The organism is Vibrio hepatarius, assembly GCF_018860525.1.
Classification (GTDB): Bacteria; Pseudomonadota; Gammaproteobacteria; order Enterobacterales; family Vibrionaceae; genus Vibrio; species Vibrio hepatarius_B.
Window position 1 is genome coordinate 101,424 of the sequence record NZ_JAHKPM010000060.1, and the last position, 11,945, is coordinate 113,368.

An 11,945-nucleotide genomic window follows, 5' to 3' on the forward strand; every position below is an offset into this window, starting at 1 on the left:
CTAATAGAGTTCGCGTTACTCTTCAGCTGTTTCTGGAAGAGGCTCTTCGTCGGGAATCGTTACTTGTAATTGCAAGACCCGACGGTTATCGGCAGAGGTAACTTTGAAGTTATACTTTTCAATTTCAACCACTTCTCCACGGGATGGTAAATGACCGAAAGCTGTCATCACTAAACCTCCCACGGTATCAACTTCTTCGTCACTAAATGAAGTATTGAAGGTTTCATTAAACTCTTCGATGGTTGTAAGCGCTTTGACGGCGTAGGTATGCTTACTCAACTTGCGAATATCAAGCTCTTCTTCATCGTCAAATTCGTCTTCGATATCGCCGACGATCTCTTCAAGAATATCCTCGATTGTAATAAGGCCAGAAACACCACCGAATTCATCTACGACAATCGACATATGGTATCGTTCTTCTCGGAATTCTTTCAGTAAGCGGTCTACGCGCTTGCTTTCTGGGACCACTACGGCCGGGCGGATGACTTGTTCAATATCAAAAGGAGCACAGCCAGAGCCTAAGTATTTCAGTAAGTCCTTCGCCAATAGTATGCCTTCAACATGATCTTTGTCTTCACTGATGACGGGGTAGCGGGAATGTTGTGCATCGGTAATTAAGTGAACCAAAGCATCAAGATCATCACTACGATCAACAGTAACCATTTGGGAGCGTGGGATCATAATTTCACGCACCCGCATCTCGGCAATCTCCATAACGCCTTCGAGCATATCTCTGGTGTCATGGTCTATTAAGTCATTTTCTTCAGAGTCTCGAAATACTTCTACAAGCTCTTGGCGGTCTTTAGGATCGCCTTGAAATAGTTGACCTATACGTTCGAAGAAGGACTTTCTACTCGGACCTTCAGATTTTTCTTTCTTACCTTCTGGGGAAGAAGGCGAATTGTCTTCGTTCATTATTTTTCATTTAGGTAACGCTATCAGATGTGTGATAGCACACATTAGTAGAACCAAATCTTAAAAGGTATTAAATTCAATATCTTATCTCACTACCTTTATTTGGATACTACTCTTTTTCTGCAATATACGGGTCATCAAACCCCATAGATTGCATTATTTCAGTCTCGAGAGATTCCATTTCTTCAGCATCTTTATCCTCGATATGATCATAACCTAGCAGATGCAGGCTGCCATGTACAACCATATGGGCCCAGTGTGCCATCAAGGGTTTGGATTGTTCCTCTGCTTCTTGCTCGACAACTTGTTTGCAAATAATGAGATCGCCAAGAAGATCCATTTCTATTTCTATTGGGACTTCAAAGGGAAAAGACAACACATTTGTAGGCTTGTCTTTGCCACGATATTCATGGTTCAGTTGATGACTCTCGTATTCATCAACAATCCTCACTGTTACTTCAGCCTGTGGTTGAAACTTTTCTACCGCTGATGTTAACCAAAGATGGATATCTTCAAAGCTGGGTAAACCTGTTTCTTCTTTGACTGCTAACTGAAGATCAAGTTCGATACTCATGATGGTTTTATCTCTGAAGTTGGCGTTGGTTGAGATGATATGGTGTTCTGAGCCCTAGTATCATGTTCTTCACGGCGACGTTTTTCGTATTCTTTACGTTCTTTTTGATCTTGTGTTTCCCATTTTTCATAAGCGTTAACAATACGAGCAACAACTGGGTGACGAACTACATCGTCCGACTGAAAAAAATTAAAGCTGATTTCGTCGACTTCATTGAGTACTTCAATAGCATGGCGTAGCCCAGATTTAGCACCACGTGGCAGGTCGATTTGTGTTACATCGCCCGTAATAACGGCTCTAGAGTTAAAACCGATACGAGTAAGGAACATTTTCATTTGTTCGACAGTGGTATTTTGACTTTCATCTAAAATAATAAAAGCATCGTTAAGTGTCCGACCCCGCATGTAAGCCAGAGGGGCGACTTCAATGACATTACGTTCAATCAGCTTTTCGACTTTTTCAAAGCCAAGCATTTCAAATAAGGCATCATACAGAGGACGTAGGTACGGGTCGACTTTCTGGCTCAAATCTCCCGGCAGGAAGCCAAGCTTTTCACCGGCCTCAACGGCAGGACGCGTTAGCAAAATACGGCGAATTTCCTGACGTTCTAATGCATCGACTGCGGCAGCTACAGCTAGATAAGTTTTACCTGTGCCAGCAGGGCCGATTCCAAAAGAAATATCATGGGTCACCATATTAACCAAGTACTGAGCTTGATTTGGAGTACGAGGCTTAATGACCCCTTTTTTGGTTTTGATAATGACTTCTTTTCCATACTCATTATTGGGTTGAGCATCTTGTTCAAGAACTCCAGATTCTTTGATAGCAAGGTGAATCTGATCTGGCTCTATATCCGGGAAATTACCATGCACAGGACTTGTGTCGACGTAAAGTGTTTTGATGATTTCTAAAGCAGCAGCAGAAGTATGGGGTTTACCGACGATAGTGAAAAAATTACCACGGTAGCTAATCTCGACACCTAAACGGCGTTCTAAGTGTTTGATATTGTCATCGAAAGGGCCGCAAAGGTTTGCAAGGCGGCGGTTATCTGAAGGTTCTAGATTGATTTCTAGAGTTACAATTTTATTGCTCAAAGTTGCCTCACATTATTGGCCATACTGAGAGCCCGATTTCGACCGGGCCCTAATGGCTTTGTATACCTCTATCTAAGATGGTCACTTAAACGAGTATTTTCAAGCTTAAGGAGTAAAGGTTATTACTCCGAGTTCATCTTCGCGTTTTGTTTTCGCCATCATTTGAGTTGGAGAAATGACGGTCCTAAGATCCATGTCTTTCTCAGTGCGAATAATGTCGCCGCGTAATGAATTAGCGAAGACATCAGTAATCTTTACATCAACAAATTGACCGATTAGATCAGCATTCCCTTCAAAATTGACAACACGGTTATTTTCTGTTCGTGCACGAAGCTCCATTAAATTCTTTTTTGAAGGCCCTTCAACAAGTACTCGTTGTTCTGTATCAAGCATCAGCCGAGAATAACGCATTGCTTGTGCGTTGATGGTTTGTTGCAATTCGTACAGGCGATCTTTCTTTTCCTGATCCGATAAGTCACATGGGTAATCGGCCGCAGGTGTTCCAGGGCGAGGAGAAAAAATGAAACTAAAGCTCATATCAAAATCGACATCTTTAATCAGCTTCATTGTGGCTTGGTGGTCCATACTGGATTCACCAGGGAAGCCGACAATAAAATCCGAACTGATCTGAATATCTGGGCGAGCTTTACGTAGCTTACGAATAATCGATTTATATTCGATACCTGTATGTGGACGTTTCATCATCGTTAAAATACGATCACTACCACTTTGGACTGGAAGGTGCAAGAAGCTAACAAGCTCAGGTGTATCCTCGTATACAGCGATGATATCATCCGTAAATTCAAGCGGGTGGCTTGTGGTAAAGCGTATTCTATCAATACCGTCAATGGAGGCAACAAGGCGAAGCAGTTCGGCGAAACTACAGATATCCCCTTCGTGAGTTGAACCGCGATAGGCATTAACGTTTTGGCCGAGTAGGTTAACTTCTCTTACGCCTTGGTCTGCTAATTGTGCAATTTCAAACAGTACATCATCGAGTGGGCGACTAACTTCCTCACCTCGAGTATAAGGGACGACACAATAAGTACAGTATTTGGAGCATCCTTCCATAATAGAGACGAATGCGGTTGCCCCTTCAGCCTTAGGCTCTGGTAAACGATCAAACTTTTCAATTTCAGGAAATGAGATATCCATAACTGGTGCATCGTCATTTTGCGACTGTTTGATCATTTCTGGCAAACGATGCAAGGTTTGAGGGCCAAAGATAACGTCAACAAATGGAGCACGTTCACGAATATGATCACCTTCTTGAGTGGCGACGCATCCACCGACACCAATGACGACCCCTTGCTTTTTATCTTTTAGGTTTTTCCAACGACCGAGTTGATGGAATACCTTCTCTTGGGCTTTTTCGCGGATGGAGCAGGTATTGAGGAGTAATACATCTGCTTCTTCTGGTTCTTCTGTTAGCTCGTAGCCATTTGTTGCATTCAGTAGATCGGCCATTTTGGATGAATCATATTCGTTCATCTGGCAGCCCCAGGTTTTAATTAGCAGTTTTTTACTCATGTTGTTCGCTCGATCGTTAGTTTAAATTAAGGGAGCAAATCGCCCAGTGTGAAACAGTGTCGCCATTTTAATTGATTGGCTATATTTTAGCCTGTTTGTTGGCGTTAAGCGGCGTATTGTACTGCTTTCAGTACCTACTGACTAGGGGCTTAAATAAAATCATTTTCTGACCATATCTAGTAGAAAGTAGACCATATAGTGGATGAGGTTTTTAGTTACATTTTTGGCAGTGAAAAAGTACAATAAAGTATCCTACTAATTAAAGTGCGAAAAATGACCAAGTTTGATGTTGCCGTTATTGGCGGAGGAATGGTTGGTGCCGCCGTGGCTGTCGGGTTTGCAAAGCAAGGCAGAAGTGTTGTTGTTGTTGAAGGTAGTGCGCCTGAGCCTTTTATGTCTGATCAGCCGATGGATATTAGAGTTTCAGCTATTTCACATCATTCGGTGTCCATTCTCGATAAGCTAGGCGCATGGCAAAGTATTTCAGAGACGCGAGTATGTCCTTATCGTCGTTTGGAAACTTGGGAGAATCCACATTGTCGCACCCGATTCCATTCTGATTCATTGGGAATCGACCAACTCGGCTACATTGTTGAAAATCGTCTAATACAACTTGCCTTGTGGGAGCAATTTGAATATTACTCCAATATTTCACTCCACTGCCCAGATAAATTAGCAGAGCTTGATTTTGGTCAACCTAGCGTCATTACCTTGTCGTCTGGACAAAAGCTGAATGCTGAATTAGTGGTTGGCGCAGATGGAGCCAACTCACGTGTTCGTTCATTAGCTGGTATTGGTGTTACGGCGTGGGATTATCGCCAACATTGCATGCTGATCAATGTTGAAACAAAGTTAGCTCAACAAGATATCACATGGCAGCAATTTACCCCATCTGGGCCTCGTTCATTTTTACCTTTATGTGGTCATCAAGGTTCATTAGTATGGTATGACTCACCTAGGCGTATTAAACAGTTGTGCTCTATGACGAATGAGCAATTACGGCAAGAGATCTTAACTCATTTTCCGGAAGAATTAGGGGATATTCAAGTATTGCAGTTTGGTTCATTTCCATTAACTAGGCGGCATGCTCAAACCTATTCTGGTGAAGCTTGTGTGTTAGTTGGAGATTCTGCTCATACGATCAACCCTCTCGCAGGCCAGGGCGTAAATATTGGGTTTAAAGATGTAGAGGCTTTACTTGAAGTGACTTCAGGGCAAGACTTGTTTTCGCAGCAAGTGTTGAAATCATACGAGCGTAAGCGTCGTCCGGATAATCTAGCGATGCAATCAGGCATGGATATTTTCTACAAAACCTTTAGCAATAATTTAGCACCTTTGAAGTTTGCTCGTAATGCGATTATGAAAATAGCGGATAACTCAGGCCCACTAAAAAAACAGGTTTTGAAGTATGCGTTGGGATTGAAGTAATTTACTTTGTTAATAAAAACGCAGCGAAGAGCTGCGTTTTAGGCGATATTGTTGATTTTTGGTTATTTGGTTACGCGTAAAACAGGCGTTTCACCAACTGAAACGGTACCAGACAGTTTGTTTAGTTCTTTGATTTCATCCATGTTTGAAATGACAACAGGAGTTAATGTTGACTTAGCTTGCTCTTCAAGAAGTGCAAGATCAAACTCAATGATTGTGTCGCCAGCTTTTACTGTTTGACCTTCTTCAGCGATGCGATTAAAACCTTGACCTTTAAGTTCAACGGTATCGATACCAAAGTGAACGAACAGCTCTACGCCTTCATCTGATTCTATTGAGAAAGCGTGATTGGTTTCAAAAATTTTGCCAATAGTACCGTTAACAGGAGCTACCATCTTGGTGCCAGAAGGTTTGATAGCAATACCGTCTCCGACGATTTTTTCAGCGAAAACAACATCTGGCACATCTTCAATATTTACGATTTCACCAGATAGAGGCGCAATGATTTCAATTGCATCTGCGTCAGCGCTGTCGTCAGATACTAGCTTCTTAAGTTTGTCAAACAGACCCATTGTGTCATGCTCCTAACGTTTTTGTTCAATTCTGTCGAATTATAGTATACCAATCTCAGAAGATAGACGACTATTTTTAGCCGACTATCTTATTAGTATCAGTTAATTATTGAGATTTTTCTGCAATAAATTTTTCTACAGTAGCTTCAATTTCCGCAGAGGTTGGTAAAGCAAGCGCTTGTTGAGCCATAGCTTTTACTTCACTGAAGTTTGAATTACGAATGACTTTCTTCACTTTAGGGATAGAAATACCACTCATTGAGAACTCATCTAACCCCATTCCGAGAAGTAGCAGCGTCGCTCTTTCATCACCAGCCAGCTCGCCGCACATACCTGTCCATTTCCCTTCTGCATGTGAAGCATCAATCACTTGCTTAATTACATTTAATACCGCAGGGGATAATGGGTTATATAAGTGAGAAATCATCTCGTTGCCACGATCCACGGCAAGAGTGTATTGGGTTAGGTCATTGGTGCCGATTGAGAAGAAAGTTACTTCTTTAGCTAAGTGATGAGCAATAACAGCAGCGGCTGGCGTTTCAACCATAACACCGATTTCGATGTTTTCATCGAATGCATGCCCTTCGTTACGTAGCTCTACTTTATATTCTTCAATGGCTTTTTTAAGTTCACGTATTTCTTCAACCGCGATGATCATTGGGAACATGATACGCAGTTTCCCATGCGCTGAAGCACGCAGTATACCACGTAACTGATCACGCAGGATATCACGGCGATCTAAGCTGATACGTATCGCTCGCCAACCTAAGAAAGGGTTCATTTCCTGTGGCAAATCCATGTATGGCAGATCTTTATCGCCACCAATATCCATAGTACGAATGATGACAGCTTCACCATTCATCGCTTCTGCAACTTCTTTGTAGGCTTGGTATTGCTCTTCTTCAGTGGGGAGAGCATCACGGTCCATAAATAAGAACTCGGTACGATACAGCCCCACACCTTCGCCGCCATTTCGTAAAATGCCGTCACAATCTTTAACTGTACCAATGTTACCGCATACTTCGACACGGTGACCATCTAGTGTTTCAGCGTGAAGGTCTTTTAGCTTAGCAAGTTCTTCTTTTTCAGCGATGAAGGCAGCTTTGACTGCTTTTGCTTCTTCAAGCTCTTTCTCTGATGGATTAATAACAACTTTGTTATTCATTGCGTCGAGAATCAGAATATCACCGTTTTTGACTTGCTTAGTGATGTTGTTTGTACCTACGATAGCCGGAAGTTCAAGGGAGCGAGCCATGATAGAAGTGTGTGACGTGCGCCCACCAATATCACAGGCAAATCCTAGCACGTAGTCTAGATTAATTTGTGCAGTCTCAGATGGAGTAAGATCGTAAGCAACAAGAATGACCTCTTGATTAATATCACTTAAAGACACGATATTAATGCCGAGTGCATTTTTCACAAAGCGAGAGCCAATATCACGGATATCTGTTGCACGTTCTTTCAAATATTCGTCATCGAGTGATTCGAGAGCCACTGCTTGTTCTTCGATAACAGTGTGGATAGCATTATCAGCATGCATCTTGTCATTTTTAATCAGAGCAAGGATTTCTTCTTCTAGCTCTTCATCTTCAAGAAGCATAATGTGACCTTCAAAGATCGCTTCTTTTTCTTCACCAAATGTTTCCAGCGCTTTTTGCTTAATAATCTCAAGCTGAGCCGTTGATTTATCGCGTGCTTCAAAGAAACATGCAACTTCAGTTTCGACTTGCGCATCAGTTATAGAGTTGGTGTTTAGGACAATTTCATCTTCTTGAAGGAGTAGTGCTTTACCAATAGCAATACCTGGAGATGCTAGGATGCCTGAAATCATAGCCTTACCTTAAAGTGGTCAACTTAAAAACGGGAGAAAAATGGGTGCGCTAACGATAATCTTTAGCTTATGTTCGGGTTTATTTCCAACAAAGCCATTTCATTTTTACAAAATGGCTTTAGAAATGCGAGATCGGATTAGTGTAGTTGGTCCATTAGAGCAACAAGGTGATCTACAGCTTCCTGAGCTTGAGGGCCTTCTGCTGAGATGGTTACTTGAGTTCCTTTAACTAGACCCAATGTTTGTAGCTTAAATAAGCTCTTTGCACTAGCACTCTTACCATTAGAAGTCACAGTAATATCCGCATCAAAGCCTTTCGCCTCTTTTACGAATTGTGCAGCTGGACGAGTGTGAAGGCCATTTTCTGCAGTGATTTCTACTTGCTTCTCGTACATGTATTATACCCCAAATTGATTTATATTTTGATAGATTCTTAATCAGACTCAGCTTAACCTTTAAATGAATGTCGTGACAAATGCACGATGCTCAATTAGTGTCATAAGTTATCTTGATTGCAAATTTTTCAGATATGATTTCGATCTGTGCCGGATTTCATAACCGATGCTAATTCTGGCTTCTCTTTTATTTTGAAGCTAAAAATAAAACTGACCCGATATTACCAAAGGTGAGTCAGGGATCAACAAAAAAGCCCCATTTAGGGGCTTTTTTCGATGAAAAATTGATTTCGTCACGTATTACTGATGATTCTCTTTTTCTGTGAAGATACCAGCAAATAGAGCTGAGCTCAAATAACGTTCACCTGAGCTTGGTAGAACAGTGACTATGGTTTTCCCTTTAAATTCAGGTAGCTCTGATATTCTGTTTGCGGCTACGACAGCAGCCCCCGAAGAAATACCAGCTAAAATCCCTTCTTCTTCCATTAGGCGTCTTGTCATAGTGATGGCTTCTTCTGAAGTTACCTGTTCAACGCGGTCAATTAGCTCTAAATCAAGGTTACCAGGGATAAATCCAGCTCCGATACCTTGAATCTTGTGCGGTGCGGGTTGAATTTCTTCACCTGCTAGAGCTTGAGTAATTACCGGAGACTCGGCTGGTTCAACAGCGACAGAAACAATGTTTTTCCCTTTCTCAGTTTTGATATAGCGGCTTGTTCCGGTAATTGTTCCTCCGGTACCAACTCCAGCGATAAATACATCGATTTGTCCATCTGTGGCATCCCAAATTTCAGGCCCAGTGGTTTTTTCATGAATTTCAGGGTTTGCAGGGTTGTTGAATTGTTGGAGTAACAGATATTTTTCAGGTGCAGCTGCGACAATTTCTTCGGCTTTAGCAATTGCGCCTTTCATTCCTTTTGCCGCCTCAGTTAGCTCGAGATTTGCCCCTAAAGCTTTTAGTAGCTTGCGGCGTTCAAGACTCATCGACTCTGGCATTGTCAGTGTCAGTTTATAGCCACGAGCTGCCGCTACGAAGGCTAATGCAATACCAGTATTACCGCTGGTTGGCTCGACAAGTTCTATGCCTGGGTTAAGCTTGCCTGCTTTTTCTGCTTCCCAGATCATGTTGGCACCGATGCGGCATTTAACACTAAAGCTTGGATTTCGAGCCTCTATTTTTGCCAAAACCTTACCTTTACTCACTTTATTGAGACGGACCAGAGGCGTGTTTCCTATGGTAAGAGAGTTATCTTCGTAGATTTTGCTCATGTTGTGATCCTTCGTTTGTTGAGTGCTTATTGGGCTGTGAAAATTATCGTGGTAATAAGCGATATAGCTGGTTCGTTAAAAACTGTATGGATAGAAGAGTAGGCTAGCAACAAAACCTAGAGAAGGATTAAAAAGTTATAACTTATTAGAATGAGATGAAGTGCATGTTATTTAACACACGAGTGCTGTCTTTCGAACTAAAATTAATAGCAAAGGTCAACATGTTTAAAGCCCCCGATGTGCATTTTAAACATGTTGACCTTTGAATCGATGTTAATTGAGCGAATTGTTCGGTTCTATAGAGCGATGGAACATATTCATAATCAATAGTCTATCGTTTAAACTCTGTTACCCAAATCGCTGTTGCACCGCATACAGCAACAGGCATAACAATGAGATTTAATACAGGTATGGTGGTAAAAATAGCCACTAACCCGCCAAAGCTGTATGCTTTAGTTTGCTTTTGCTTCAAATTGCTACGCATTTCGTTAAAAGAGACTTTGTGGTTATCGAACGGATAATCACAATATTGAATAGCCAGCATCCAAGAAGCAAAAGCAAACCAAAGAATAGGTCCTAGTGTTTGGCCTAATCCGGGAATCAATAGCAAAAGAAATAGGCCAAGAGCTTTTGGCAAAACATAAACCAGTTTTCGCCATTCTCTGGCAAGAATTCTCGGTGTGTCTTTGACAACAGCCAGTATACTATCATCATTGACTTTTTGACCGGTGAGATATTCTTCTACTTTCTCTGCCAGTAGGCCATTGAAGGGGGCAGCGACAAAATTTGCCAATGTACTAAAAAAATAAGAAAAAGTTGCGAGTATGGTCACTACTAATATTGGCCATAGTATATAACTTAACCAAGAGAGGAAATTTGGTAATTGCCCCATTAGCTGCTCAATCCAAGTATCTAAATGAGTAAACAGGTAGAGTAAGGCTCCGCCAATGAGCAGAATATTAGCAATTAGGGGAAGGATTACGAACTGACGTATCCCAGGTGTTACAGCGAGCTCTAAGCCGTAAAAGAAGTAACCGAAGCCGGAGCGATGTTGTGTTTTTGAATTCATAAGTTTTGTCTAAGTAATTAAGTTTTGTCTGAGTAATGATGTAAAAATGAACGCTTTCTATCATAACAAGAAAAAAGCGTGTTCAAAATCACAACATTGTATGAACTTCTCACATTAAGCTGTTCTAAAACAGGTGTGAGTTTTGATAGAGTTGGTTAGAGAAGGTTTAATAAGGCTCGATAAGTTCGTTCACGAACTAAATGTATCGATTAATTTGAGAGTGAAACATGCAGGAATTGCGATTTGTACTCATAATCGTCGGAGCGATAGCGATTGCAGCGTTATTGTTTCACGGCTTATGGACAAGCAAAAAAGAAGTTAAAGCTAAGTTTGGCAGTAGGCCACTTCGTAAGTTAGATGTGAACAAAAGCAAAGGCATTGAGCCCGAGCACGAAGTTGCGCCGGAAGACGATTTTGAAATTATTCGTAAGGAGCGTAAAGAGCCAGACTTTATGCAAGACAATATCGTCGCTGATCCTCTGATTGACGGCTATCCTGAACCAGAAGCAGATCAGCCTTTTGTCTCAAATTCTGAGATGAAAGTGGCAGATGTGGGTATGGATGACCTTTTAGTCTCCACGGCGTCGGTTGATGAGATTGATCCTTTTGTTAGTCAAACTCAGCACTCAGTTGCCAATGAACCTGAAGATGAGCCTGAAAAGCTTGCTTCACCACAACAGAATATGCAGGTTATTGTACTTAATGTTCATTGTGCAGGTGCAGAACCTCTAGTTGGAACTAAGTTGTTTGACAGTATGCAGCAAAATGGTTTGTTATACGGTGAAATGGATATCTTCCATCGTCATTCTGACTTGTCTGGAACGGGTAATGTACTGTTTAGTGTCGCAAATATGATGCAACCTGGTACACTTGCCCATACCGATCCTGCTGAGTTTAACACTAAAGGTATTTCATTTTTTATGACCTTACCTTGCTATGGCGATCCTGAACAAAATTTTAAATTGATGCTCAAAACTGCTCAGCAAATTGCGGATGATCTCGGTGCCAATGTACTTGATGATGGACGTAACTTGATGACGCCTAATCGTTTAGATGCGTATCGATCCCAGATTAAGGAATTCAAGACTTTACAAAGTGCCTGAATAAGAGAATATTCCCTCCAAGGCTCCGAATGTCGGAGCCTTTCTTTTTCGAGTTGCGGTTAAATATCTGAATTTAGAATTACAGTAACTTGAGTGATGTGCCAATCTCATTTAACCTGCTGCGAATGAATTGCTGATTTTCAGCATTATAGAAGTTACTAACTG

At 41.5% G+C, this 11,945-nt stretch carries 11 protein-coding genes; 2 read left to right on the forward strand and 9 right to left on the reverse strand.

What is annotated here, in order from left to right:
• Nucleotides 1-15 precede the first annotated feature (15 nt).
• From corC to miaB, 4 genes are all read right to left on the reverse strand, one after another.
• A complete protein-coding gene (gene corC, locus KO511_RS17315) occupies nucleotides 16-915 on the reverse strand; it encodes a CNNM family magnesium/cobalt transport protein CorC (RefSeq protein ID WP_215988653.1) in 900 nt (299 codons plus the stop codon).
• 109 nt (nucleotides 916-1,024) lie between these two features.
• Nucleotides 1,025-1,489: an rRNA maturation RNase YbeY gene (gene ybeY, locus KO511_RS17320; RefSeq protein ID WP_215988654.1), complete on the reverse strand. Its 465-nt coding sequence runs from the start codon at nucleotides 1,487-1,489 to the stop codon at nucleotides 1,025-1,027.
• Nucleotides 1,486-2,583 carry a PhoH family protein gene (locus KO511_RS17325; RefSeq protein ID WP_215988655.1) on the reverse strand — a complete coding sequence of 366 codons (1,098 nt, stop codon included), beginning with the start codon at nucleotides 2,581-2,583 and terminating at the stop codon, nucleotides 1,486-1,488. The genes ybeY and KO511_RS17325 overlap by 4 nt, the downstream gene beginning before the upstream one ends.
• Nucleotides 2,584-2,688: 105 nt before the next feature.
• Nucleotides 2,689-4,113, reverse strand: coding sequence for a tRNA (N6-isopentenyl adenosine(37)-C2)-methylthiotransferase MiaB (miaB, locus tag KO511_RS17330; RefSeq protein ID WP_215988656.1), 1,425 nt, complete (start codon nucleotides 4,111-4,113; stop codon nucleotides 2,689-2,691).
• Between the two features lie 273 nt (nucleotides 4,114-4,386).
• On the opposite strand from miaB, the gene KO511_RS17335 reads away from it, so the two are divergent.
• Nucleotides 4,387-5,541: a 2-octaprenyl-3-methyl-6-methoxy-1,4-benzoquinol hydroxylase gene (locus KO511_RS17335; RefSeq protein ID WP_215988657.1), complete on the forward strand. Its 1,155-nt coding sequence runs from the start codon at nucleotides 4,387-4,389 to the stop codon at nucleotides 5,539-5,541.
• A gap of 62 nt (nucleotides 5,542-5,603) precedes the next feature.
• On the opposite strand, the gene crr is transcribed toward KO511_RS17335, so the two are convergent.
• From crr to cysZ, 5 genes are all read right to left on the reverse strand, one after another.
• On the reverse strand, nucleotides 5,604-6,113 hold the full coding sequence (crr, locus tag KO511_RS17340; RefSeq protein WP_215988658.1) for a PTS glucose transporter subunit IIA: 510 nt from the start codon (nucleotides 6,111-6,113) through the stop codon (nucleotides 5,604-5,606).
• Between the two features lie 106 nt (nucleotides 6,114-6,219).
• Nucleotides 6,220-7,944 (reverse strand): phosphoenolpyruvate-protein phosphotransferase PtsI, encoded by a 1,725-nt coding sequence (gene ptsI / locus KO511_RS17345; protein WP_215988659.1) that lies wholly within the window; start codon nucleotides 7,942-7,944, stop codon nucleotides 6,220-6,222.
• 137 nt (nucleotides 7,945-8,081) lie between these two features.
• Entirely contained in the window at nucleotides 8,082-8,339 is a 258-nt protein-coding gene (locus KO511_RS17350) for an HPr family phosphocarrier protein (protein WP_114786565.1), read from the reverse strand.
• 300 nt (nucleotides 8,340-8,639) lie between these two features.
• On the reverse strand, nucleotides 8,640-9,608 hold the full coding sequence (gene cysK, locus KO511_RS17355) for a cysteine synthase A (RefSeq protein WP_171361797.1): 969 nt from the start codon (nucleotides 9,606-9,608) through the stop codon (nucleotides 8,640-8,642).
• A 331-nt stretch (nucleotides 9,609-9,939) separates the two neighbouring features.
• Entirely contained in the window at nucleotides 9,940-10,677 is a 738-nt protein-coding gene (gene cysZ, locus KO511_RS17360; protein WP_125320441.1) for a sulfate transporter CysZ, read from the reverse strand.
• 227 nt (nucleotides 10,678-10,904) lie between these two features.
• Here cysZ and zipA point away from each other — a divergent pair, with 227 nt between their 5' ends.
• Nucleotides 10,905-11,780, forward strand: a complete 876-nt coding sequence (gene zipA, locus KO511_RS17365) for a cell division protein ZipA (RefSeq protein ID WP_215988660.1) — start codon at nucleotides 10,905-10,907, stop codon at nucleotides 11,778-11,780.
• The last annotated feature ends 165 nt before the right edge of the window (nucleotides 11,781-11,945 follow it).